Here is a 25083-nt window from a genome sequence, read left to right as displayed (position 1 = left end):
AGCTAAGCCTCACAGCGCCGATGGTACTGCAGGGGGGACCCTGTGGGAGAGTAGGACACCGCCGGACTTCCTTTAACAGAAAGGCCACCCAACGCAGGGTGGCCTTTCTGCGTTAACATGCTCGAACGGAAGGAGTCACGACATGGCCGATGACGGCAAGCCCTCGCGCGACCGCAAGGACGGGAACGCGGAGCGTCCCCGTCGCTATGTCGATGGCGACCGTTCGGAGCGCGGCTTCCGTCGCGACTCGAGTCGGGACGACCGTCCGCATCGTGACGGCGACCGCCCCTCCCGTGGCAATGACGAGCGCCCGCGCCGCGACGGCGACCGCCCCTACCGTGGCAATGACGACCGTCCCCGTCGTGACGGCGACCGCCCCTACCGTGGCAATGACGACCGTCCTCGTCGTGATGGTGACCGCCCGTACCGTCCCGCCGGCGAACGGACCGACCGTCCGCGTCGTGACGGTGACCGCCCCTACCGCGGTAATGACGACCGCCCTCGGCGCGACGGCGACCGCCCATATCGTCCTGCGGGTGAGCGGACCGACCGTCCTCGTCGTGACGGCGACCGCCCGTATCGTCCTGCGGGTGAGCGGACCGACCGTCCTCGTCGTGACGGTGACCGCCCCTACCGTCCCGCCGATGAGCGCAGCGACCGTCCGCGTCGCGAGGGTGACCGGCCGTACCGTCCCACGGGCGAGCGCAGCGACCGCCCCTATCGCGGCAATGACGACCGTCCGCGTCGCGACGGTGACCGGCCGTACCGTCCCGCGGGCGAGCGGACCGACCGCCCCTACCGTGGCAATGACGACCGTCCGCGTCGCGATGGCGACCGACCCTATCGTCCCGCTGGAGAGCGCAGCGACCGGCCGTACCGTCCTGCGGGCGAGCGTAGCGACCGCCCGTACCGCGGCAACGAAGACCGCCCGCGCCGTGACGGCGACCGTCCGTACCGTCCCGCGGGGGAGCGGACCGACCGTCCTCGTCGTGACGGCGACCGCCCCTATCGTCCCGCCGGAGAGCGCAGCGACCGTCCGTACCGTCCCGCGGGTGAGCGTACCGACCGCCCGCGTCGCGATGGAGACCGCCCCTACCGGAGCAACGATGACCGGCCCCGTCGCGATCTCCGTGCGAGCGATCGTCCGCGTGATCCGGAGCTTCCCGACGAGATCACGGCTCGTGACCTTCATCCCTCGGCGCGGAACGAGCTGAAGACCCTCAGCAAGGAGAACGCCGAGCAGGTGGCGCGCCACCTCGCCATGGCGGCGCAGCTCATCGACGAGGATCCGGAGCGCGCCCATCTGCACGCTCTGGCGGCCTCGCGCCGCGCGGGTCGGGTCGCGGTCGTCCGCGAGTCCGTCGCCATCACGGCCTACGCCATGGGCGACTTCGCCCTCGCACTGCGCGAGCTGCGCACCTACCGCCGGATCTCCGGGAACGACGACCAGATCGCGCTCATCGTCGACAGCGAGCGCGGTATGGGGCGTCCCGACCGCGCGCTGGAGGAGGCGCGCTCGGTCGACCGGGCGGCGCTGCCGACCGCGACGCGCGTGGCCCTTGCGATCGCGATGTCCGGTGCTCGCCTGGACCGCGGCGAGACCGAACTGGCGCTCGGCGAACTCGAGATCCCCGAGCTCAACCCCGACCTGGCGTTCGACTGGAGCCCGGCGCTCTTCTCTGCCCGCGCCGCAGTGCTCGAGGATCTCGGGCGTGCGGAGGAGGCGGCGTTCTGGCAGGAGCGCGCCGAGGTCGCCGCGGCGGCGCTGGGTCATGGCGACGACGAGGAACTGATCATCGAGGACGCCTACGAGGAACTGGCCGATGAGCCAGAGGGTATCGAGCTCGCAGAGTCGGAGCTCGCGGAGCCGGAGGCTCCCGAGCCGGAGGGCATCGAGCTCGCAGAGTCCGAGCTCGCCGAGCCGGAGACCCCCGAGCCGGAAGACATCGAGCTCGCAGAATCGGCGATCGCCGACTCGGAGACCGCAGAGCTTCCGGAGCCGCCGGAGAATCCCGAGCAGCCGGAGGACGCGGAGAAGTCCGAGTGAGCCTGTTCTCCCGGGACAAGCGCACGCCGCTGACCGATGTCGACGTCGTGCTCGCCGACCTCGACGGCGTCGTGTACGCCGGCGCGGGGGCGCTCCCGCACGCGATCGAGAGCCTGAAGAAGGTCGAGGCGTCCCGTCGTCTCGGCTACATCACGAACAACGCGTCCCGCACCGATGCCTCGGTGGCTGCGCACCTGACGGAGCTCGGCCTCACGGTAGCCCCGGACGAGGTCGTCACCAGCCCGCAAGCGGCGATGCGTCTCGTGAGCGGCCTGATCCCCGCCGGATCCACGATCCTGGTCGTGGGAGGGGAGGGGCTCGTCCACGAAGTGCACAAGGCCGGGTTCCGGGTCACGCGCAGCGCCGACGACGCTCCCGCAGCCGTCGTGCAGGGATTCGCGCCCGAGGTGGGCTGGAAGGATCTCGCGGAGGCGGCGTTCGCGCTGAAGGTGCCCGAGGACGAGGGCGGGATCCCCTGGATCGCGACCAACACCGACTGGACGATTCCGCAGTCGCGGGGCGTCGCGCCGGGCAACGGGACCCTGGTCTCCGCCGTGCACACCGCGATCGGCCGGCTCGCGACCGTCGCGGGCAAGCCGGAGACTCCGATCTTCGAGGAGGCCGTCGCGCGGTTCGGCGCGAAGCACCCTCTCTTCATCGGCGACCGCCTCGACACAGACATCGCCGGGGCATCCCGCGCGGGCATCGAGTCGGCCCTGGTGCTGACGGGCATCGACCGGCCCAAGCACGTTCTCGCGGCCGCCGAGGGCTCGCGCCCGACGTACATCCTCGGCGATCTGCGGGAGCTGGACGAGCCGTACCCGCAGACGCAGATCAAGGGCGACACGGTCACAGTGCGCGGCGCGTCCGTGCGCGTGGACGGCCCGGACGTCACGATCCTCAGCGAGGGCGACCGCCCAATCGACCTCGTCCGCGCAGGTGCCGAGGCGATCTGGCGCACCGGACGGCAGATCTTCGGCTTCCGGGTTCCAGAGCGCCTGTACGCGGATCCGTTCCATCGGCCCTGATCCCGCGGGATCGAGGTGATCCCCCGTAGGCTGGAGGGGTGAGCGAGAACACCGAACCGGACCCTGCGGACGGGCTCTGGAGCCGGCTGCGCCTCATCGAGGGACAGCCCCTGGACTCGCGCGCGGCCGCCTACCAGGCGCTGCACGACGACCTCGCCCGGCGACTGGAGAGCGCCCCGAAGATCGCCGCCGACCGCGGATGACCCTCCGTCTCGATGCCGCCCTCGCGGAACGGGGCCTTGCCCGCTCCCGCACGCACGCGGCAGTGCTCATCGCCGACGGCGTGGTGACGGTCAACGGCCGGCCCGTGGTCAAGGCGTCCACGAAGATCGACGACGCCGACGAGCTCGCGGTGGAGGGCGCGGACCACTACGTGAGCCGTGGGGCGCACAAGCTCGTCGCCGCCCTCGACGGGTTCGGCATCGACGTCGACGGCTCCCTCGCGCTGGACATGGGGGCATCGACCGGCGGATTCACGCAGGTGCTGCGCGAGCGCGGGGCGCGCCGGGTGCTTGCCGTCGACGTGGGGCACGAACAGCTCGCGCCGTCCGTCCGCGCGGATCCCGGGGTCGTGGCCGTCGAGGGCTTCAACGTCCGGAACATGGACGCGCAGATCCTCGCCGATGCCACGGGGGAGGGCGAGCGGCCCGAGCTTGTCGTGGGCGACCTCTCCTTCATCTCGCTCGCCCTCGTGCTCCCCGCGGTCGCGGCGACCGCGGCCGAGGGCGCCGACGTCGTCCTGCTCGTCAAGCCGCAGTTCGAGGTCGGGCGCACCGCGGTGCGCGGCGGGCTCGTGACCAATCCCACGATCCGCGCCGACGCGGTGGCGCGGGTGCTGTGGAGCGCCTGGGATCAGGGCTTCGGGGTGCTCGGGATCCTGCCCTCGCCGATCCTCGGCACGCACGGCAATGCGGAGTACCTGGTGCACCTCGCCCGCGGGCGGGGAAGCAATCCGACAGAATGGTTGAGCACGATCGATCAGTTGGCAGGAGGCCGATGAACGAGCGCAGGATCCTCGTCGTCGCACACGCGCGCCGGGACGACACCGTGCAGGCCGCCCATCGGGTGGTCGCCGCACTGCGTGCGGCCGGCGCGGTCCCGGTGCTCGCGGCGGACGATCGCGACGAGCTCGCCGCTGCGGACGCGCTCTTCACCGACGTCGACGTGCTGGCCGAACGCCCCGGCGACGCCGGCATCCCGGTCGAGGACATCGAGCTCGCGATCGTGCTCGGCGGCGACGGCACGATCCTGCGCGCCGCGGAGCTCGTCCGTGACGGGACCGCCCCGATCCTCGGCATCAACATGGGCCACGTCGGCTTCCTGGCCGAGATCGAACGCGACGACATGGACGCCGCCGTCGCCCGCGTCATCGATCGCGACTACTCGGTCGAGGAGCGCATGGCTCTCGCGGTGCGGGTGAAGGATTCCGACGGCGCGGTCGTCTACAGCACCTGGGCGCTGAACGAGGTGACCGTCGAGAAGGCGAGCCGGGAGCGCATGATCGAGGTGGTCGTCGAGATCGACGGGCGTCCGCTCACGAGCTTCGGCTGCGATGGCATGGTGGTGTCCACCCCGACGGGCGCGACCGCCTACAACTTCTCCGCCGGCGGTCCGGTGATCTGGCCGGGGGTCGAGGCCATCGCGGTCGTGCCCCTGTCGGCGCACGCCCTGTTCGCCCGCCCTCTCGTCGTCGCCCCCGGCGCGCCGGTCGCGATCGAACTGCTGGACCGCAACGACGGCAACGCCATCCTGTGGTGCGACGGCCGCCGCTCGCACGACCTGCCGCGCGGAGCGAGGGTCGTGGTGCGCCGCTCGTCGCGCCCGGTGCGCCTCGCGCGGCTGCACCCCAGCGTCTTCACCGACCGCCTGGTCCGCAAGTTCCACCTTCCGGTCTCCGGGTGGCGAGGAGCCGACGCATGATCGAGGAGATGCGCCTGCGCGATCTCGGTGTGATCGCCGAGGCCGTGCTGCCGATCGGACCCGGGTTCACCGCGATCACCGGCGAGACCGGCGCGGGCAAGACGATGGTCGTGACCGGCCTCGGTCTGCTGCTGGGCGCGCGTGCCGACTCCGGCGCCGTGCGGGCGGGTGCCGCCCAGGCCTCGGTCGCCGGGGTGTGGATCGTGCCGAGTACGGGATCCGTGGCCGACACCGTGGCCGATGCCGGCGGTGAACTCGAGCCCTACGACGACGCGCGCGGAGAGCTCTACGTCTCCCGCACGCTCACCGCCGAGGGGCGCAGCCGTGCGAGCGTCGGCGGCCGTGCCGCGCCGGCCGGCGTGCTGGCTGACCTGGCCGACGACCTCGTGGTCGTGCACGGGCAGTCCGAGCAGCTGCGGCTGCGCTCCGCGGCCGCTCAGCGCGATGCGCTCGACCGGTTCGGCGGATCCGCGATCACCCTCGCCCGCTCTCAGTACGAGGCGGCATGGGAGGGCTGGCGCGCCCTGTCCGCCGAACTGGAGGAGATCTCCGGCAACCGGGAACGCCGCCAGGCCGAGGCGGAGGACCTGCGGCAGGCGCTCGCGCTCATCGAGGCGACCGATCCGCAGCCGGGGGAGGACGACGCCCTCACCGAGCGTGCGGAGCGCCTCGCCAACGCGGAGGAGCTGCGCCAGGCCGCGGCGCTCGCACGGTCGGCGCTGTCGGACGAGGACGGCGGCAACGACGTCTCGAGCCTGGCCGCCGAGGCCCGGCGTGCGCTCGAGCGGGCGAGCGATCCCCAGCTCGCCGGCATCGCCGAGAGCATCGCCGAGATCGGCTACCGCGCCACCGACATCGCCGCCGAGCTGAGCGGCTATCTCGCCGATCTGGACGAGTCGGGCCCTCATGAGCTCGCGGCGGTGGAGGAACGCCGATCCGCGCTGGCGGCCCTCGTCCGCGCCCACGGCACGCTCGATGCCGCCCTCGAGCTCTGGAACACGGGATCCGCGCGCCTCGCCGAGCTCGACGACGACTCCGACCACATCGAGCGGCTCGCCGTCGAACGGGACGCCGCCCGTGCCGTCCTGGACGAGGCCGCCGCCGCGCTCACCGCGATCCGGACGGAGGCCGCCGGCCGGCTCGGCGCCGCGGTCACCGAGGAGCTGCACGCCCTGGCCATGCCCGATGCCCGTCTCGTGGTCTCGGTCACCGAGGGCGTCGAGAGCGCGCACGGACGCGACGACGTCGCGATCCTGCTCGCCCCGCACCCCGGTGCGGAGCCGCGTTCCGTCGCCAAGGGCGCCTCGGGCGGCGAGCTGTCGCGCGTGATGCTCGCGATCGAGGTCGTCATCGCCGGTACGGATCCCGTTCCGACCTTCGTGTTCGACGAGGTCGATGCGGGCATCGGCGGCGCCGCCGCGATCGAGGTGGGCCGCCGGCTGGCGCGGCTGGCGCGCACCTCGCAGGTCATCGCCGTGACGCACCTCGCCCAGGTGGCCGCGTTCGCGAACAACCACCTCAGCGTCGTGAAGGCGAACGACGGACAGGTGACCGCGTCGAGCGTCCGCCGGCTGGACGGCGAGGACCGCGAGGCCGAGATGGCGCGGCTGCTCTCCGGCCTCGCCGACTCCGGCGCTGCCCTCGAGCACGCGAGGGAGCTGCTCGCGCTGCGGGAGGACTGAGTCCGTCGGCGCCGGTCCCGGCGCGTCAGCGCAGGTCGCGGACCGATTCCCGCACGATCACGGGCATGGGCACGAGCTCATGGGCCAGGTCGCGCTCGCCGAGGAGCATCTCCACGCCGACGCGTGCCATGTGCTCGTAGGGCAGCCGGGCGGTGGTGAGACCGGGCCGGACGAGTTCGGCGAGGTCCTCGTCGTCGAAGGAGACGACGGAGATGTCGGCGGGGATGCGCAGGCCGCGCTCGCCGAGGGCCTGATAGATGCCGAACGCGACGCCGTCGGTCGCGGCGATGAGGGCCGTCAGCTCGGGATGCTCGTCCAGCAGCCGCTGGCTCTGCACGAACCCGATCGCCGTCTTCCAGTCCTCGACCACGACCTCGATCGGGCCCGGGATGCCGCGCTCGGCGAAGGCGTCGCGCATGCCGGCGAGACGTCGCGCGATCGTGACCGAGCGCCGCGGATCCCCGGCGATGTGCGGGATGTCGCCGATGAATCCCACGTGCGAGTGACCGGCGTCCAGCAGGACCGAGGCCATCGCGTGGCCGGCGGCATACTCGTCGGGGAGCACGCTGGGCAGGTCGTCCGGGGTCCGGCCGTTGACGATCACGACCGGGATCCCGCGGGGCGCCGCGGGCACGTCGACCGTTCGTGCCGCCATGAGGCCCACGATCACGCCGTCGACGCGACGGTCGATCAACTCGTCGAAGGCCGCGGCCAGCTGCGTGGGGTCGTCGCCGGTCTCGGCGATGAGGACGGTGTGATCCAGTTCCTTCGCGGCGCGCAGCGTTCCGCGCACCATCGCCGAGGCGAATCGCGTGATCGTCACCTGGTCGGAGATGAATCCGATCGAGCGGGTCTTCCCGGAGCGCAGGCTCTGCGCGGCGGGGTTGGGCTTGTAGCCCAGTTGCGCCGCGGCGGTCCTGACCCGTTCCACGGCGTCGTCCGAAAGCCGGGACGGGCGATCGTTGAGGATGAGGCTGACCGCTGTCTTGGACAGACCGGACAACCGCGCCACGTCGGCAAGAGTCGGTCTCGGTGCGGTGGACATCGGCCGCCCTCCTCTCCTTCGGCTCCTCCTAACCTAGCGGATCACATCGGAAAGGTGAATTAATTTAGCAACACGGCTTGCGCGCCGGTATTGATGGGTGTTAGCTTCGGATAAATCGGTTCACCAAGCTCTGATCTGCACCCGCAGGTGCAAGCCGATTCACTCTCAGAGAGGAGAAGTTGATGGCACGCGAGTTCGGACCCGTGATGGGACGACGTGACCTTCTGCGGCTCGGAGGCTACGGCCTGGCGAGCGCCGCACTGCTGGGGATGGGAGCGAGCCTCACGGGTTGCGCCCCCTCCGGAGGCGGTTCCCAGACCGGCACTCTGACCATGCTCTACTTCGGCGATCAGAAGGCGGCCACCACGCTGCAGAACGCCCTGCAGCCGAAGATCAAGAAGATCGACAAGGACCTGAGCCTGAAGATCACCGCCATCAACGGCACCGACTGGAACGACTTCCTGGCGAAGGTGCTCACGCTCATCGCGGCCGGCCAGGCGCCGGACATCGTGAGCGTCGCCACAGAGGGCCTGCAGCTGATGGCGGGCAAGAAGCTCATCGTCCCGCTCGACGACTACGTCAAGAAGGACATGTCGAGCCTGAAGTCGAGCTACTTCAACGACATCCACCCGGCGCTGATCGAGGCCATGATGGTCGACGGCCACCTCTACAACATGCCGGACAGCTTCAACGCGGGCAGCATGTTCTTCAACAACGATGTGCTGCAGCGCGCCGGGGCATCGGCTCCGGCGGCCGGGTGGACCATCGATGACTTCCACTCCACGGCCGAGAAGATCTCCAAGGTCGGCGGCGACATCCTTCCCTTCGACTGGGTGGTGCGCCTGTGGGGCAGCTGGACCTCGTTCCTGTACGCCAACGGCGGCAACCTCGTGGAGGAGGGGAAGTACTCCGGCGGCGACTGGCTGTGGAGCAAGGCGTACGAGTCCGGCGACAAGAGCATCGAGGGTCGCAAGGGCGGCTGGAAATGGGGTGCTCCGACGGCCAACTCCGCGGAGTCGATCGAGGCGCTCCAGTACGTCATCGACCTGCAGAAGGCCGGCTACTCGCCGTCTCCCGACGTGGGCGGCGGCTCGACGCTGCAGGGGCTCTTCTCCTCCGGGCGGGTCGGGATGACCATCGGCGGCGGATTCTGGGCCGGCGGCCTGCACAACGCGGGCATGAAGGACGGCAGCTTCGACGTGCAGGCCTTCCCGACCTGGAAGAGCAACAAGAGCCTGTTCGGCACGGGCGGCTACTCGATCTTCCAGTCGTCGCAGAAGAAGGACGCGGCGTGGGAGGTGATCAAGATGATGATCGAGCCCGAGAGCTTCGACATCATGTTCCCGGGCAACGTCACCACGCCCGGACGCAAGTCCTTGATGACCGCGGAGCGCTACAAGACGACCGGGCCGAAGAACTGGTCGGTGTTCTACGACCAGCTGGACGGATCCGTGCCGATCTCGGCGCCGTCGTACTACAACGCGCTCGCCACCTCGCTGAACCAGCGCACCACCGAGGCCATCTCGTCCGGCAATGCGAAGGCCGCTCTCGACGCCATGCAGAGCGACCTCGAGAAGGTGGCGAAGGGCAGCTGATGTCCGCCACCGCTTCTCCTCCGCGCGTCGCACCGGGTGCGGCCTCGCGGGGCGTGAAGCCTCCCCGGCCCGTCCGCCGCCCCGGTGCGCGGCGGACGGCCCGACGGGAGGCGACCTTCGGCTTCGCGATGATCGGTCTGGCGATGCTGTTCGTGACCGTGTTCACGTTCCTGCCGATCCTCGCATCGCTCGGCCTGTCGTTCTTCGACTGGGACGTGATCTCCCCGCCGACCTGGGCCGGCCTGGGCAACTACGAGCGCTTCTTCTCCGACGGGCCGGTGCTGCAGTCGTTCGGAGTCACGATCTGCATGGCCCTGGCGATCGTCGTGCTGCAGTTGTCGCTCGGTCTGTTCCTGGCGGTGCTGGTCAACCAGCGCACCTCCACGTTCGGGCGCACCTTCTTCCGCACGGCCTTCTACCTGCCGCTGCTCGCCTCGACCGCGGCCGTGGCGATCTTCATGGGCTACCTGTTCGACAACAAGTTCGGCGCGATCAACTACTACCTGAACCTGCTCGGGTTCTCGAACGTGCCGTGGCTCACGAGCCCGTTCGGCGCGCAGGTGACGATCGTCCTGATCGTGGTCTGGCAGCAGGTCGGCTTCACCTTCGTGCTGTTCGTCTCCGCCCTCATGGCCGTCCCCACGGACGTGCTGGAGGCGTCGTCCATCGACGGCGCCGGACCGCTGCGCACGCTGTTCCGGATCAAGATCCCGCTCATCAGCCCGACGATCCTCTTCGCCGCGGTGATCGCGCTGATCAACGCCATGCAGCTGTTCGACCAGCCCTACATCATGACCAAGGGCGGGCCGGGCACGGCGACGACGACCGCGACGATCTCGATGTACCAGACCGGCTTCCAGAACCTCCAGTTCGGGTACTCGTCGGCGATCGCGATCGTGCTCCTGCTGCTGATCCTCGCGATCACCGGCCTCCAGTTCCTCGCCTCCCGGAAGGTGGTGTTCTACCAATGAGCGCGACCACCACGATCGTGACCGGGCGGCGGCGCCCGGCGCGCGCCACCGCCGCAGGGAGACGACGTGCCTTCAGCATCGGCAAGATCGCCGGACTGATCGTCCTGATCATCGCCGCGGTCTTCGCCCTGGGCCCCCTGCTGTGGGCGTTCTCGACCTCGCTGCGCACGCCCGCCGACGCCTTCACGAATCCGCCGCAATGGATCCCGCTCTCCCCGGACTTCGGCAATTACGCCGCGGTGTTCGAGCAGATCCCCATCGGGCAGTTCTTCCTGAACAGCACGATCGTGACGCTCGTGATCGTCGTCGGGCAGACGATCACCTGCACCCTGTCGGGATACGCCTTCGCGATGATCTCGTTCCCCGGCAAGAACTGGATCTTCGGGGCCTTCCTCGCCACGATGATGGTCCCGATGCAGACGATCATCATCCCGGTGTTCCTGATCATCAAGACGCTCGGGCTGACCGACAGCCTCGCATCGCTGATCATCCCGGCACTCGGCAGCGCCTTCGGCACGTTCCTCATGAGGCAGTACTTCATGCAGATGCCGAAGGAGCTGGGAGAGGCGGCCCGCATCGACGGCGCGAGCCAGTGGGGCGTGTTCTTCCACGTCTACGCACGCATGGCGGCTCCGGCCATCTCGACCCTCGCGATCCTGAACTTCTCCGGATTCTGGGCCGAGTTCTACCGGCCGCTGATCTTCCTGCAGTCCCAGAGCACCTTCACGCTGCCGCTCGGGCTCGTGGGACTGCAGGGAAACCTCGGCACCGGCTCGATCTCCGTGGTCCTCGCGGGCGTCGTGCTCGCGATGATCCCCAGCGTGCTGCTGTTCATCTTCGCGCAGCGCTACTTCATCGCCGGCGTCACCGCGGGGTCGTCCCGCTAGCACCCCGATCCCGCGCGCCGCGCCGCAGGACCCGTACCGGCCCTGCGGCGCGGTGGGCGCCGCCCTCTTCCGACCCCCAGAACGGAGCACTCCCTCATGACCGACACCGTGTTCTTCCATCCCGACGGCGGCTGGGTCGGGGACGTCATCCCGTTCGCGCGCGACGGGGTCTTCCATCTCTGGTACCTCTTCGACGACCGGAAGACGCCGAAGACCGGGATGCCCTGGCATCTGGTCACCACCACCGACTTCGTGCACTTCGAGGATCACGGCGTCGCCGTCCCGAGCGGCGGGCCGGACGCGGAGGACTTCAACGTCTACACCGGATCCGTCGTGGTCGGCGACGATGACGTCGCGCACCTGTTCTCCACGGCCAGCAACCCGCGGAGGCTCGGCGAGGACGGGCGCCCGCTGCAGCTGGTCGCGCACGCGACGAGCACCGCGGGACTCACCGGGTGGGTCAAGCATCCCGAGCTCACCTTCGGCGCCCCCGAAGGGTATGAGACGGGGGACTGGCGGGATCCGTTCGTGTTCCGCGACGGCGACCTCTGGCGGATGCTCGTGGCGGCACGGCACGCCGAGGGGCCGTCGCGCCGCCGCGGCACCATCGCGCAGCTGACCTCGACGGACCTGCGGACCTGGACCCCGGTCGCGCCGTTCTGGGATCCGCGTCGCTACATCGCGCACGAATGCCCCGACGTGTTCCGCTGGGGCGACTGGTGGTACCTCGTGTACTCGGAGTTCTCCGACGCGTTCTGCACCCGGTACCGGATGGCCCGATCGCTCGACGGGCCGTGGCTCGTCCCCGACGACGACACGGTCGATGCGCGGTCCTTCTACGCGGCGAAGACCGTCGAGCATGACGGGCGGCGATTCTTCGTCGGCTGGATCGCGACTCGCGAAGGCGACACCGATGACGGCGCCTGGCAGTGGGCGGGGACGCTCTCGACCCTCGAGGCGACGCAGCGCGCGGACGGGACCCTGTCCTTCCGGCTGCCGGATGAGTTCCTCGCCTCGTTCTCCGTGCCCGTGGCGCCCGGCGCGATCCCGGCGCCCGTACATCTGGACGCCACGGACGGCTTCGCGCAGGCCATCGGCGACGCCGAGCTCCCCGACAGCTACCTGCTGACGGCCGAGCTGGACATCGCCGAGGGCACGGAGGAGGTCGGTCTCCTGGTGCGCTCGACCGCGGACGGCGATGAAGCCGGCGCGATCCGGCTGGAGCCGCGGCGTGGCCGCGTCGTCTTCGATCGCTGGCCGCGCACGACCACCGGCGGCGAGCAGTGGCAGATCTCCGGCGACGTGCCGTTCGTCTTCGAACGCCCCTGTCCGCTGCCGGCAGGGCGGCACCGTGTCGAGATCGTGGTCTCGGACGACATCCTCGTCGCGGTCGTGGACCGCCGTGTCGCGCTGAGCACCCGCCTCTACCGGCGCGCGGGCGGACACGTCGGCGTCTTCGTCAACGGGGGCGCCGCCGAACTGCTGTCCCTCGAGATCCGCACCCGACCATGACGACCGCAGCCCTCCTGGAGGATCCGCCCGTGACTCGCCCCCTCATCCACTTCTCGTCGGCCCGCAACTGGCTGAACGACCCGAACGGTCTGATCTTCCACGACGGTCGGTACCACCTGTACTTCCAGTACAACCCGCATGGAGTGGATCACGGCTTCATGAGCTGGGGGCACGCGTCCAGCGCCGACCTCGTGACCTGGCAGGAGCATCCGGTCGCGCTCCGCTACACGGATGAGCACGAGATCTTCTCCGGATCCGTCGTGTTCGATGAGCGGGACACCAGCGGACTCGGCATCGGCGGCACGGCACCGCTCGTGGCCGTGTTCACCCTCGCCGCCCGGAGCGGCGCGCATCAGTCGCAGGGGATCGCCTCCAGCGCCGACGGAGGGCTGAGCTGGTCCATGCATTCGGGCAACCCGGTCCTGGACCGCGGCTCGGCGGATTTCCGCGACCCCAAGGTGTTCCGCTACTCCGGGCCCGCCGGCGACTACTGGGTGATGGTGGCCGTCGAAGCCGTGCAGCGCAAGGTCGTGCTCTATCGTTCCGACGACCTGCGCCACTGGGAGCTCCTCTCCGAGTACGGCCCTCGAGGCACGGCCTTCGGGGTGTGGGAGTGTCCCGACCTGTTCCCGCTGGCACTCGACGGGGACCCGGACGATGTCCGCTGGGTGCTGATCGTCAGCATGAACCCGGGGGGAGTGGCCGGGGGATCCGGCACGATGTACGTCGTCGGCTCCTTCGACGGGGTGCGCTTCGTGCCCGCGGCGCCGGCTCCGGAGGTCGAGCCCGGTGCGAAGACTCCCGACGACGCGCTCGCGGCGCTGGACTGGATCGACCACGGCCGCGACTGCTACGCCGGCGTCACCTTCTCCGGGCTCGGCGACGAGGACCGGATCCTGATCGCCTGGATGAGCAACTGGGAGTATGCGGGGGAGATGCCCACGGACGCCATCGAACCGCAGCGGGGGTCGATGACCCTCGCCCGCCGGTTGTCGCTCGTCACGGAGCGCGGGCGGATCCGGCTGCGCCAGGAGCCGATCGGCCCCGCGGTGGTGCCGGTCGCCGCGATCGCGGACGTCGAGGTGCGGCCAGGAGAGCCGCTGACCTTCGAGGCGCCTCCGGCGTCCCGGATCCGGCTGCGACTGCGACTGGACGACGGTGCGTCGGCGGAGCTGCGGCTCGGGGACGCCCCCGCGCTCGCGGCGGTGCTGCGCGTGCGCGACGGGGAGCTGACCCTGGACCGCCGGGTCGGGGCGGAGGGCCTGCCGGAGGCGTTCGGCAGCCTCGAGCGCCTGGAGCTGCGCGCCGATGGCCTGGATGCCGTTCTCTGGCTGGACGAGGGGTCGATCGAGGTGTTCGCCGACGACGGGACCGCGGTGCTGACCGATCGGATCCCCGCGCGGCGCTCCGACCGTGTCGAGTTGCACGCGGTCGGCGGTAGAGTGCGGATCGACGAGGTGACGGTCGAGGCAGAGGAAGAGGATCGGGCATGACGCATGAGCCCATCGCAGTGATCGGCGAAGCCCTCGTCGACATCGTCGAGGGCGGCGAGACGCATCCCGGCGGCTCGCCGATGAACATCGCGGTCGGGCTCGCGCGGCTCGGCCACCCGACGGTCCTGCACACGCGGATCGGCAGCGACCCGCACGGGGACGCGGTCCGCGCCCATCTCGACGCCGCCGGGGTGGAGCTCGGCCCCCGGACGGTCGTGCCCGGTCGCACCTCGACGGCGACCGCGCGTCTGGACGCCGAAGGCAAGGCGGAGTACGACTTCGACATCGACTGGGACATCGCGGTGCCCGACATCGCCGGCGCCCGCGCGGTGCACACCGGGTCGATCGGCGCGCTCCGGGAGCCCGGCGCCGCGGCGGTGCTGGCCGCGCTCGGGGCTGCCGGGTCGGACACGTTGCGGACTCTCGACCCCAACATCCGCCCCGACGTGATCGGCGAGCGCGACGAGGTGCTGCGCAGGGTCGTGGAGCTGACGGCGCTCTGCCCGGTGGTCAAGCTCAGCGACGAGGACGCGGCCTGGCTCGTCCCCGGTGCGCCCCTCGAGGAGGTGCTGGCCGGCCTCGCCGACCGGGGCGCACGGTTCGTGGTCGCGACGCGCGGCGCGGAGGGCTGCCTGGCGCTCGTCGACGGCACCTGGTTCGCGCGCCCGGCGAGACCGGTCGCCGTCGCCGACACGATCGGCGCAGGGGACGCCTTCATGTCCGGACTGCTGCATGCCCTCCTGCGCGACGGCACCGATCGCCTGCTGGTCGCCGGAGACCCGCTGCCCGAGGACGCCGTGCGCGCCGCGCTGGACACCGCGCTCGCGAGTGCCGCCCTCACCGTCGCCCGCGCGGGCGCGAACCCGCCGACGCTGACCGAACTGGATGCGGCCGACCGCGCGTCGCGGGAGTGACGCCGCCCGCTCGCGCTGATAGGATAAAAGCCCGTGATGCAGAACTCAGCCGCGCGGACAGACAACGACACCACCAAGCACATCTTCGTGACGGGCGGTGTCGTTTCCTCGTTGGGCAAGGGGCTGACGGCGGCCAGCCTCGGCAACCTGCTCACCGCCCGCGGACTGCGTGTCGTGATGCAGAAGCTCGATCCCTATCTGAACGTGGATCCGGGCACGATGAACCCCTTCCAGCACGGTGAGGTCTTCGTCACGGACGACGGCGCCGAGACCGATCTCGACATCGGCCACTACGAGCGCTTCCTCGACATCGAGCTGAGCCAGGCCGCCAACGTCACGACCGGCCAGATCTACTCGCAGGTCATCGCCAAGGAGCGCCGCGGCGAGTACCTCGGCGACACCGTGCAGGTGATCCCGCACATCACCGACGAGATCAAGCGCCGCATGCGCCTGCAGGCCGACGAGACCCCGCGGCCCGACGTCATCATCACCGAGATCGGCGGCACGGTCGGCGACATCGAGTCGCAGCCGTTCATCGAGTCCGCGCGCCAGATCCGGCACGAGCTGGGTCGTAAGAACGTGTTCTTCGTGCACGTCTCGCTCGTTCCGTTCATGGGCGCCTCGGGTGAGCAGAAGACCAAGCCGACCCAGCACTCCGTCGCGGCGCTGCGCTCGATCGGCATCCAGCCGGACGCGCTCGTGCTGCGCAGCGACCGGCCGGTCACCGAGTCGAACAAGCGCAAGATCGCGCTCATGTGCGACGTGGACGAGGACGCCGTCGTCAACGCGGTCGACGTGCCCAGCATCTACGACATCCCGACCATGCTGCACGACCAGGGCCTGGACGACTACATCGTCGACGCGCTCGGGCTGGACAAGGCCGACGACGTCGACTGGTCCCGCTGGCAGAAGGTCCTGCAGGCGGTGCACAACCCGAAGCACGAGGTCACGATCGGCCTCGTCGGCAAGTACATCGACCTGCCCGACGCCTACCTCTCGGTCACCGAGGCGCTCAAGGCCGGTGGCTTCGCGCACGAGGTGGCCGTCAAGATCCGCTGGATCCCGTCCGACTCCTGCGAGACCCCCGAGGGCGCCGCGAAGGCGCTCGCCGACGTCGACGGCATCTGCGTTCCCGGCGGCTTCGGGATCCGCGGCATCGAGGGCAAGCTGGGAGCGCTCCGCTTCGCCCGCGAACAGGGCATCCCCACCCTCGGCCTGTGCCTCGGCCTGCAGTGCATGGTCATCGAGTACGCGCGCAACGTCGCCGGGATCGACGGGGCCTCGTCGAGCGAGTTCGACCCCGACACCGCCGAGCCGGTCATCGCGACCATGGCGGAGCAGGTCGAGATCCTCGACGGCGGCGACCTGGGCGGCACCATGCGCCTCGGCCTGTACAAGGCGGCGCTCGGCGCCGGATCGCTCGCCGAGGAGCTGTACGGCACCCCCGAGGCCTCGGAGCGGCACCGCCACCGCTACGAGGTGAACAACGCCTACCGCGACCGTCTCGCGGACGCCGGCCTGTCGTTCTCCGGTCTCAACCCGGAGCTCGACCTCGTCGAGTACGTCGAGCTGCCGCGCGATGTGCACCCGTTCTACATCGCGACCCAGGCGCACCCCGAGCTGCGTTCGCGGCCGACCGAGCCGCACCCGCTGTTCCGCGGGCTCGTGGGCGCGGCCATCGAGCGGCACCGCTCCAGCGAGCTGTTCGACGACGAGGACTGACGTGACGCACTCCACCACCGCGCCGCGCGACGAGCCCTTCTCCCCGGAGGTGCTCGAGAGCCGTGAGGTCTACCGCGGCGCGGTGTGGGGGATCCGCGAGGACCGCGTCCGCTACGGCGACGGCGAGATCGTGCGCCAGTACCTCGACCACACCGGCGCGGCGGCCGTCGTGGCGGTGGACGAGGAGAGGCGCGTGCTGCTCATCCAGCAGTACCGCCATCCCATCCGGCAGCGCGACTGGGAGCTCCCCGCGGGACTGCTCGACGTCGCCGGCGAGGATCCGATGGACGCCGCCCGCCGGGAGCTCGCCGAGGAGGCCGACCTCACCGCCGAAGGCTGGGAGCCGTTGGTCTCGACCTACACGACCCCCGGCAGCAACTCCGAGATCATCCACATCTACCTCGCGACGGGGCTGAGCCCCGCCGCGGAGTCGTTCGCACGCACCGACGAGGAGGCCGACATCCGTCTCGCCTGGGTGCCGCTCGACGAGGCCGCGGACGGCGTGCTCGCCGGAAGACTGCGCAACGGGATCCTCGCCGTGGGCGTGCTCGCGGCCGAACGGCGTCTGCGCGGCGCCTGACATGCGGCGGGCCTGACGTGCAGCTGGACCGGGCGCTCGACGCCTATCTCCGGCATGTGACGATCGAGCGCGGGCTCGCCGAGCACACCCTCTCGGCGTACCGGCGCGATCTCGGCGGGTATGTCGCCTGGCTGGGCGAGCACGGCATCGACGACACCGACGCGATCACCGCGGCGATCGTCGCCGAGTTCGCTGCGGAGCGCGCGGCCGCGGTGCCGCCGCCCGCCGCCTCGAGCCTGGCCCGGCTGCAGTCGTCGGTGCGCGGCTGGCATCGGTTCCTCGCGCGCGAGGGCATCGCAGAGGCGGATCCGAGCGCGCGGCTGCGTCCGCCCCGGCAGCCGCGGCGGCTGCCCAAGGCGCTCACGATCGACCAGGTCGAGCGCCTGCTCGCCGCGCCCTCGGCGGAGGAGCCGCTCGGAATCCGGGACCGCGCGCTGCTCGAGCTGCTCTACGCCACGGGCGCCCGTGTCTCCGAGGCGGTGTCGCTCGACGTCGACGACCTCGCGCTGGGCGACGTGCTGCGGCTGCGCGGCAAGGGATCCAAGGAGCGCATCGTGCCGGTCGGCTCCTACGCGCGCGCCGCGATCGACGCCTACCTGACCCGGGTGCGCCCGACACTCGCCAGCACCGGGCGGGCCTCGGCGAAGCTGTTCCTCGGCGCGCGGGGCGCTCCGCTCAGCCGGCAGAGCGCCTGGCTGATCATCCGCGCGGCCGCCGAGCACGCGCAGATCACCGCGGAGGTCTCTCCGCACACGCTGCGGCACTCCTTCGCGACCCATCTGCTGCAGGGCGGTGCCGACGTGCGCGTCGTGCAGGAGCTGCTCGGGCACGCGTCGGTCGCGACGACGCAGATCTACACGCACGTCTCGGTGGACACGCTCCGCGACGTCTACGTGACGGCGCATCCCCGGGCTCGATAATGGTTTGAAGTCAGACCATTGACAGTTGGTCTTCCGCATTGCGAGAATCGCTGCACACGCTCCCTCCACTGAAAGCAGGCAGCACTCCATGAGCGAATCGACAAAGGCGAAGGGCACGCAGGCGATCGACGATGACGCCGCAGCCCTGGCCGCCCTGGGCTACAAGCAGGAACTGCACCGGGGGATGTCGGGGTTCAGCAACTTCGCCGTCTCCTTCTCGATCATCTCCATCCTCGCGGGATGCATCACCTCGTACGCCATCGCCCTGAACTCGGGCGGCCCCTCGGCGATCACGATCGGCTGGCCGCTCGTCGGCGTCTTCGTGCTCATGGTCGCGCTCGCCATGGCGGAGGTGTGCTCGAAGTACCCGACCGCCGGCGGTCTCTACTTCTGGGCCGGCCGCCTCGCCAAGCGCAACAAGCGGCAGTGGGCGTGGGGGGTCGGCTGGTTCAACTTCCTCGGCGAGGTCGCAGTCACCGCGGCGATCGACTTCGGCGCCGCGACCACGATGATGGCATTCGCGAACCTCGTGTGGGGGATCGAGCCGACCAAGGCCAGCACCTTCGGCCTCTTCGTCGTGCTGATCGTGGTCCACGGCCTGCTGAACACCTTCGGCGTCAACATCGTGAGCCTGCTCTCGAACGTGTCCGCCTGGTGGCACATCGTCGGCGTGCTCGTGATCGTCGGCGCGCTGTGGATCATGCCCACCCAGCACCAGGACGTGGGCTGGACGTTCACGCACTGGTACAACGGCACCGGCTGGTCGTTCGGCCCGTACGTGTTCCTCATGGGCCTGCTCATGGCGCAGTACACCTACACCGGGTACGACGCCTCCGCCCACGTCGCCGAGGAGACCAAGAACGCCTCCGTCGCCGCGCCCAAGGGCATCGTGATGAGCGTCGTGATCTCGATCATCGGCGGCTGGATCCTGCTCTTCTCGATCACCGCGGCGATCCAGGACGGCAGCGACAAGGGGATCGCGGGCCTGCTCGGATCCGAGACCGGTCTGCCGCCGGCCCAGATCTTCCTGGACGCGCTGAACAACCCGACGATGGCGAAGTTCCTGCTGTTCATCGTCTGCGGCGCGCAGTTCTTCTGCGGCATGGCCTCGGTCACGGCGAACTCCCGGATGAGCTACGCCTTCTCCCGCGACAACGCGATCCCCGGGTCGCGGCTGTGGGCGAAGGTCAACAAGCGCACCGGCACTCCGACCAACTCGATCTGGCTGTGCGTCGTGCTCTCGATCATCCTGACCACGCCCGCGCTCTTCAACACCACCGCCTACCTCGCCGTCACCTCGGTCGCGGTGATCGGACTGTACATCGCGTACGTCACGCCGGTGTTCCTGCGCCGGCTGGACAAGGGCTTCACGCCCGGGCCGTGGCACCTCGGCAAATGGAGCGCGATCGTGGGATGGATCGCCGTGGTCTGGGTGATCTTCATCATCATCCTGTTCGTGCTCCCGCCGGTGAACCCGATCACCATCGACACGTTCAACTATGCGCCGATCGCCGTCGCCGTGGTCGCGATCCTCTCGATCGTGCTGTGGTACGCCTACGGGAAGCGGGACTTCATGGCCTCCAGCGCCGAGGCCGAGCATCTGACGATGGCGCCGGACAAGCTCCTGGAGGAATGATCCGAGCATGACGGACGCGATGGACTCTCCTCTGGTGGACGCCGCACTGCACCCGGTCCGGGGGCACATGGCCTTCGAGAGCTGCGTGGAGCAGCTGGGCTCGGCCATCAGGCTCGGGATCTTCCGGGTGGGGACGAAGCTGCCGGGCGAGCGCGAGCTCGCCGAGAAGCTCAACGTCTCCCGCGCCACCCTGAGGGAGGCCATCAGCGCCCTCCGCGCCGCCGGGCTCGTCACCACGACCCGGGGGCGCGGAGGGGGCACCGTCGTCCAGCCGGCCACCGAGCAGTGGCCCGTGGACCAGGCACCGCCCCGCCGTGCCGAGATCGACGACGTCATCGTGTTCCGCTCCGTCATCGAACCCGGCGCCGCCTACCGTGCGGCGTCGACGCCGCTCGACGACGCGCAGCGCGCGCTGCTCTCCGACAGCCTCGCCGACCTCGCGGCGGCCGAGACGCCGGCGGACTACCGCCAGGCCGACGCCCGCCTCCACCTCGCGATCGCGACCGTGTGCGGATCCGACGAGCTCTCGCGCTCCTGCAGCGAGGTGCAGGTGCGGATCCACCAGCTCCTCGCCGAGATCCCGTTCCTCAAGACCAACATCGACCATTCCGAGACCGAGCACCGCGCGATCGTCGCCGCGATCCTGGACGGCGACGCCGCCCGGGCCCGCGACATCATGACCGCGCACTGCGACGCCACCGCGGCGCTCTTGAAAGGACTTCTGAAATGACTCGCAACGACCGCATGCTCACCGTGGAGCAGCTGCGCGGACTGATCACGGACGGCTCCGTCGACACCGTGGTGCTCGCGTTCACCGACATGCAGGGCCGGCTGCAGGGCAAGCTCCTGCACGCGCACTTCTTCCTGGACTCGGTGCTCGGCCACGGCACCGAGGGGTGCAACTACCTGCTCGCGGTCGACGTCGACATGAACACCGTCGACGGCTACGCGCACGCCTCCTGGGCGGACGGCTACGGCGACATGGAGTTCGAGCTCGATCTCGCGACCATCCGCCTCCTGCCGCACCGGCCGGGCACGGTCATGATCCAATGCGACCTGGCCGGCACGAACGGCGCCCCGGTGCGGGTCTCGCCGCGGGAGATCCTGCGCGCGCAGACCGAGCGCGCGGCCTCGCACGGATGGAAGGCCCTGGCCGGCACCGAGCTGGAGTTCGTGATCTTCAACACGCCCTACGACCGCGCCTGGGACAGCGGCTACCGTGATCTGGAGCCGGCGAACCGCTACAACGTCGACTACTCGATCCTGGGGTCCACCCTCGTCGAGCCGCTGCTGCGGGAGATCCGCAACACGATGTACGCCTCCGGCCTGAACGTCGAGTCGGCCAAGGGGGAGTGCAACTTCGGCCAGCACGAGATCGCGTTCCTCTACGACGAGGTCATCACCACGGCCGACAACCACGCGTACTACAAGACGGCCTCGAAGGACATCGCGCGTCAGCACGGGCAGTCGATCACCTTCATGGCCAAGCCCAACCAGCGCGAGGGCAACTCCTGCCACGTGCACATGTCGCTGCGCGGCAAGGACGACGACGCGCTGGTGTTCTGGGACGCCGACCGCGGCGAGCGCTCGGCGCTCTACGACCACTTCATCGCCGGCGTGCTGGCGACGATGCGGGACTTCACGCTCTTCTACGCGCCCAACATCAACTCGTACAAGCGCTTCGTCAAAGGCTCCTTCGCACCGACCGCGATCGCGTGGGGCATCGACAACCGCACGAGCTCGGTGCGCCTGGTCGGACGCGGCGCGGGCGCGCGCATGGAGAACCGCCTCCCCGGCGGCGACATGAACCCGTACCTCGGTCTCGCCGCGATGCTCGCCGGCGGCCTGTACGGCATCGAGCACGAGCTGTCGCTGGAGCCGGAGACGAAGGGCAACGCCTACGAGTCCGGTGCGCCGACCGTCCCCTCCACGATGCACGAGGCGCGCGAGGCGCTCGCCCAGTCGGCGATCGCGAACGAGGTCTTCGGCGAGGACGTCGTGCGCCACTACGTGAACTACGCGGACGTCGAGATCGCGGCGTTCGACGCGGCCGTCACCGACTGGGAGCTGCGGCGCGGCTTCGAGCGGCTGTGAACGGATTCATCGGAGAGATCGAGAGGCTGTGGGCATGAGGATCCCTTCTTCCCGGTACGGCGCGGGCGGCGCCTTCACCGTTCTCAACCCGGCGACGGGCCGGACGGTCGCCGACGTGGGGCTTGCCGATCTCGGCGAGACCGATGCGGCGATCGAGCGCGCGCACCGCGCCTACCCGGCCTGGAGCGCGATCACCCCGGGGGAGCGGGCGCGGCTGCTGCGCTCCTTCGCGAGCGTCGTGGACGCCCACATCGAGGAGCTCGCTGCGCTCGAGGTCGCGAACGCCGGGCACACGATCGGCAATGCGCGCTGGGAGGCCGGCAACGTCCGCGACGTGCTCAACTACTACAGTGCGAGCCCGGAGCGGCATTTCGGGAAGCAGATCCCGGTACCGGGCGGCATCGACATCACCTTCCACGAGCCGCTCGGCGTCGTCGGGATCATCGTGCCGTGGAACTTCCCGATGCCGATCGCGGGATGGGGCTTCGCCCCCGCGCTCGCCGCGGGCAACACCGTGGTCCTGAAGCCTGCCGAGCTCACCCCGCTCACCGCGATGCGCCTCGGCGAGCTCGCCCTCGAGGCCGGGCTGCCGGAGGGCGTCTTCACGGTCATCACGGGCAAGGGCAGCGTGGTCGGGGATCGCTTCGTGACGCACCCGCTCGTGCGCAAGGTGTGCTTCACCGGGTCCACCGAGGTGGGCAAGGGGATCATGCGGGGCTGCGCCGACCAGGTCAAGCGCCTCACCCTCGAACTCGGCGGCAAGAACGCGAACATCGTGTTCGACGACGCCGACCTCGAGGCGGCGGCTGCGGCCGCCCCGGGCGGAGGACTCGACAACGCCGGGCAGGACTGCTGCGCCCGCTCCCGCATCCTCGTGCACGAAAACGTCTACGAGCGGTTCCTCGAACTGCTGCAGCCTGCGGTCGAGGCTTTCCGCGTGAAGGACCCCGCCGCGGAAGATGCGGAGATGGGACCGATGGTCTCGGCGCGACAGCGCGATGCCGTCGCGGCGCACCTGGACGACGCCGACGTCGCGTTCCGCGGGCAGAACGCCGTGGGCGCCGACTGGGACGGCGGATTCTGGCTCGCGCCGGCCGTGGTGCTGCCGCGCGGCGCGGACGATCCGGTGTGGTCCCAGGAGCTCTTCGGCCCGGTGCTCGCCGTGATGCCGTTCCGCGACGAGGCCGACGCGATCGCGAAGGCGAACGACACGGAGTACGGGCTGAGCGGATCCATCTTCAGCCGCGACATCGGTCGGGCTCTCCGCGTGGCCCGCGGGGTCGAGAGCGGCAACCTGTCGATCAACTCGCACTCGTCGGTGCGGTACTGGACCCCCTTCGGCGGGTTCAAGCAGTCCGGGCTCGGGCGCGAGCTTGGACCGGACGCACCGGACTCCTTCTCCGAGGTGAAGAACGTCTTCATCTCGACGACGTATTGACACCTTCTCGCCGAGGTGAGGCAGGCTGCAGAACAGCACCTCTTCATCTCGACGACGTACTGACACTTCCTCCCCACACAGCGAAAGGCACCACAGGAATGGGAAAGCTCGAAGGCAAGGTCGGCGTCATCACCGGCGGCTGCAGCGGTATCGGACTGGCGACGGCGAAGAAGTTCGTGGCGGAGGGCGCGAAGGTCGTCATCGGCGACCTCGACGAGGCGAACGGTCCCCGCATCGCGGAGGAGCTCGGCGGCACGTTCGTGACCGTGAACGTGACCGACCAGGCGCAGGTGGAGAACCTCTTCAAGGTCGCGCACGACACCTACGGGCGCATCGACATCGCCTTCAACAACGCGGGGATCTCGCCCGCCTCGGACGACTCGATCCTGAAGACGGGGATCGAGGCGTGGAATCTGGTGCAGGACGTCAACCTGACGAGCGTCTACTACTGCTGCAAGGCGGTGCTCCCGTACATGCTCGAGCAGGGCAGCGGATCCATCATCAACACGGCCTCGTTCGTCGCGATCATGGGTGCGGCGACCTCGCAGATCTCGTACACGGCCTCCAAGGGCGGCGTTCTCGCGATGACCCGCGAGCTCGGCGTGCAGTTCGCGCGCAAGGGCATCCGCGTCAACGCGCTCTGCCCCGGTCCGGTGAACACGCCGCTGCTGCAGGAGCTGTTCGCGAAGGACCCGGAGCGTGCCGCGCGCCGGCTCGTGCACGTGCCGATGGGGCGCTTCGCGGAGCCCGAGGAGATCGCGAACGCGGTCGCCTTCCTCGGCAGCGACGAGTCGAGCTTCATCACCGCGATGGACTTCCTCGTCGACGGCGGCCTCTCGAACGCGTACGTGACCCCGCTGGAGAGCGACTTTGACTGATTCCCCCGTCATCGGGATCACGACCTACCGCCAGGCCGCCGACTGGGGCACGTGGCGGCAGGTCGAGGCCGACCTGCTCCCGGCCGACTACGCGCGATCGATCGAACGCGCGGGCGGCGTCCCGGTGCTGCTGCCGCCGATCGAGGCGCCCGGTGCGGCCGCGGCCGTGCTCGGCCGCCTGGACGGCATCCTCATCGCGGGCGGCGCCGACGTCAACCCCGGCCGGTACGGGCAGGATCCCGACCCGAACACGGTGCGCTGGTACGACGACCGGGACGCCTGGGAGCTCGCGCTGCTGCAGGAGGCGGAGCGGATCCGGCTCCCGCTGCTCGGCATCTGCCGGGGCATGCAGCTCATGGCCGTCGCCGCAGGCGGGGCGCTGGTGCAGCATCTGCCGGATGTGGTCGGCCACGACCGGCATGCGGGCGGGCCGACGTCCTACGGCTCGGCAGACGTGCGCGTCGACGCAGACGGACGGGTCGCCGATCTCGTCGCGCCGGAGCTCACCGTTCCCGTGCACCATCACCAGGCGGTCGCCGAGCATCCGGGCTACCGGGCCGTCGCGCACGACGCAGACGGCGTGCTGCAGGCGATGGAGGCGGAGGGGGACCGCTTCGCGGTCGGGGTGCAGTGGCACCCCGAGACCGACGACGATCCTGCGCTGTTCGACGGATTGGTCGCCGCGGCGCGGGAGCGCATGCGGGACCGGGGGCACGGCTAG

23 protein-coding genes are annotated in these 25083 nt (G+C 70.2%); 21 read left to right on the top strand and 2 right to left on the bottom strand.

The features are described 5' to 3' along the window. Positions 1 to 112: 112 nt before the first annotated feature. Positions 113 to 1303 (bottom strand): hypothetical protein, encoded by a 1191-nt coding sequence (locus J8G10_RS19355; RefSeq protein WP_285814076.1) that lies wholly within the window; start codon positions 1301 to 1303, stop codon positions 113 to 115. Between J8G10_RS19355 and J8G10_RS07250 the strand changes: the two genes are divergently transcribed. From J8G10_RS07250 to recN, 6 genes are read left to right on the top strand one after another with little or no spacing between them, the layout of a single operon-like run. Then, positions 1244 to 2047 carry a hypothetical protein gene (locus J8G10_RS07250; protein WP_251442414.1) on the top strand — a complete coding sequence of 268 codons (804 nt, stop codon included), beginning with the start codon at positions 1244 to 1246 and terminating at the stop codon, positions 2045 to 2047. The two genes, J8G10_RS19355 and J8G10_RS07250, sit on opposite strands and share 60 nt — an antisense overlap. Continuing rightward, a complete protein-coding gene (locus J8G10_RS07245) occupies positions 2044 to 3075 on the top strand; it encodes an HAD-IIA family hydrolase (RefSeq protein ID WP_251442257.1) in 1032 nt (343 codons plus the stop codon). Before J8G10_RS07250 ends, J8G10_RS07245 begins: the two co-directional genes overlap by 4 nt. A 38-nt stretch (positions 3076 to 3113) precedes the next feature. After that, entirely contained in the window at positions 3114 to 3278 is a 165-nt protein-coding gene (locus J8G10_RS07240; protein WP_251442255.1) for a hypothetical protein, read from the top strand. Further along, complete coding sequence (locus tag J8G10_RS07235) at positions 3275 to 4075, top strand: TlyA family RNA methyltransferase (protein WP_251442253.1); 801 nt, start codon at positions 3275 to 3277, stop codon at positions 4073 to 4075. The genes J8G10_RS07240 and J8G10_RS07235 overlap by 4 nt, the downstream gene beginning before the upstream one ends. Continuing rightward, positions 4072 to 4995, top strand: coding sequence for an NAD kinase (locus J8G10_RS07230; RefSeq protein ID WP_251442249.1), 924 nt, complete (start codon positions 4072 to 4074; stop codon positions 4993 to 4995). Before J8G10_RS07235 ends, J8G10_RS07230 begins: the two co-directional genes overlap by 4 nt. Beyond that, positions 4992 to 6677, top strand: a complete 1686-nt coding sequence (gene recN / locus J8G10_RS07225) for a DNA repair protein RecN (protein ID WP_251442238.1) — start codon at positions 4992 to 4994, stop codon at positions 6675 to 6677. Before J8G10_RS07230 ends, recN begins: the two co-directional genes overlap by 4 nt. Positions 6678 to 6702: 25 nt before the next feature. Here the strand turns inward: recN and J8G10_RS07220 are convergent, their stop codons facing one another. Next, positions 6703 to 7722, bottom strand: a complete 1020-nt coding sequence (locus J8G10_RS07220) for a LacI family DNA-binding transcriptional regulator (RefSeq protein WP_251442235.1) — start codon at positions 7720 to 7722, stop codon at positions 6703 to 6705. Positions 7723 to 7904: 182 nt separating this feature from the next. Between J8G10_RS07220 and J8G10_RS07215 the strand changes: the two genes are divergently transcribed. From J8G10_RS07215 to J8G10_RS07145, 15 genes are all read left to right on the top strand, one after another. Then, positions 7905 to 9317 carry a sugar ABC transporter substrate-binding protein gene (locus J8G10_RS07215; protein WP_251442232.1) on the top strand — a complete coding sequence of 471 codons (1413 nt, stop codon included), beginning with the start codon at positions 7905 to 7907 and terminating at the stop codon, positions 9315 to 9317. Then, on the top strand, positions 9317 to 10288 hold the full coding sequence (locus J8G10_RS07210; protein ID WP_251442229.1) for a carbohydrate ABC transporter permease: 972 nt from the start codon (positions 9317 to 9319) through the stop codon (positions 10286 to 10288). The genes J8G10_RS07215 and J8G10_RS07210 overlap by 1 nt, the downstream gene beginning before the upstream one ends. Continuing rightward, on the top strand, positions 10285 to 11175 hold the full coding sequence (locus tag J8G10_RS07205) for a carbohydrate ABC transporter permease (protein WP_251442227.1): 891 nt from the start codon (positions 10285 to 10287) through the stop codon (positions 11173 to 11175). The genes J8G10_RS07210 and J8G10_RS07205 overlap by 4 nt, the downstream gene beginning before the upstream one ends. Before the next feature lie 96 nt (positions 11176 to 11271). Beyond that, positions 11272 to 12687, top strand: a complete 1416-nt coding sequence (locus J8G10_RS07200; protein WP_251442226.1) for a GH32 C-terminal domain-containing protein — start codon at positions 11272 to 11274, stop codon at positions 12685 to 12687. Between the two features lie 29 nt (positions 12688 to 12716). Next, positions 12717 to 14180: a glycoside hydrolase family 32 protein gene (locus J8G10_RS07195; protein ID WP_251442224.1), complete on the top strand. Its 1464-nt coding sequence runs from the start codon at positions 12717 to 12719 to the stop codon at positions 14178 to 14180. Further along, the gene (locus J8G10_RS07190) at positions 14177 to 15094 is read left to right on the top strand and encodes a carbohydrate kinase (RefSeq protein WP_251442222.1); all 918 of its coding nucleotides are present in this window, start codon (positions 14177 to 14179) and stop codon (positions 15092 to 15094) included. Before J8G10_RS07195 ends, J8G10_RS07190 begins: the two co-directional genes overlap by 4 nt. A gap of 36 nt (positions 15095 to 15130) precedes the next feature. After that, entirely contained in the window at positions 15131 to 16816 is a 1686-nt protein-coding gene (locus J8G10_RS07185; protein WP_251442411.1) for a CTP synthase, read from the top strand. Between the two features lies 1 nt (position 16817). Continuing rightward, positions 16818 to 17396 carry an NUDIX hydrolase gene (locus J8G10_RS07180; protein WP_251442220.1) on the top strand — a complete coding sequence of 193 codons (579 nt, stop codon included), beginning with the start codon at positions 16818 to 16820 and terminating at the stop codon, positions 17394 to 17396. Between the two features lie 17 nt (positions 17397 to 17413). Continuing rightward, the gene (xerD, locus tag J8G10_RS07175) at positions 17414 to 18316 is read left to right on the top strand and encodes a site-specific tyrosine recombinase XerD (RefSeq protein WP_251442217.1); all 903 of its coding nucleotides are present in this window, start codon (positions 17414 to 17416) and stop codon (positions 18314 to 18316) included. A gap of 88 nt (positions 18317 to 18404) precedes the next feature. After that, complete coding sequence (locus J8G10_RS07170; RefSeq protein WP_251442214.1) at positions 18405 to 19952, top strand: amino acid permease; 1548 nt, start codon at positions 18405 to 18407, stop codon at positions 19950 to 19952. Between the two features lie 7 nt (positions 19953 to 19959). Continuing rightward, positions 19960 to 20682, top strand: coding sequence for a FadR/GntR family transcriptional regulator (locus tag J8G10_RS07165; protein ID WP_251442212.1), 723 nt, complete (start codon positions 19960 to 19962; stop codon positions 20680 to 20682). Further along, complete coding sequence (locus tag J8G10_RS07160; protein WP_251442205.1) at positions 20679 to 22046, top strand: glutamine synthetase family protein; 1368 nt, start codon at positions 20679 to 20681, stop codon at positions 22044 to 22046. Before J8G10_RS07165 ends, J8G10_RS07160 begins: the two co-directional genes overlap by 4 nt. Positions 22047 to 22080: 34 nt before the next feature. Beyond that, a complete protein-coding gene (locus tag J8G10_RS07155) occupies positions 22081 to 23484 on the top strand; it encodes an aldehyde dehydrogenase (protein WP_251442203.1) in 1404 nt (467 codons plus the stop codon). 98 nt (positions 23485 to 23582) lie between these two features. Beyond that, the gene (locus J8G10_RS07150) at positions 23583 to 24362 is read left to right on the top strand and encodes a 3-oxoacyl-ACP reductase (RefSeq protein ID WP_251442201.1); all 780 of its coding nucleotides are present in this window, start codon (positions 23583 to 23585) and stop codon (positions 24360 to 24362) included. Then, on the top strand, positions 24355 to 25083 hold the full coding sequence (locus J8G10_RS07145) for a gamma-glutamyl-gamma-aminobutyrate hydrolase family protein (RefSeq protein ID WP_251442199.1): 729 nt from the start codon (positions 24355 to 24357) through the stop codon (positions 25081 to 25083). The genes J8G10_RS07150 and J8G10_RS07145 overlap by 8 nt, the downstream gene beginning before the upstream one ends.

It is taken from the genome of Microbacterium sp. USTB-Y, assembly GCF_023703415.1.
Taxonomy (GTDB): domain Bacteria; phylum Actinomycetota; class Actinomycetes; order Actinomycetales; family Microbacteriaceae; genus Microbacterium.
Note: the sequence above shows the minus strand (reverse complement) of the source record. Positions and strands in the feature narration are given on the sequence as shown.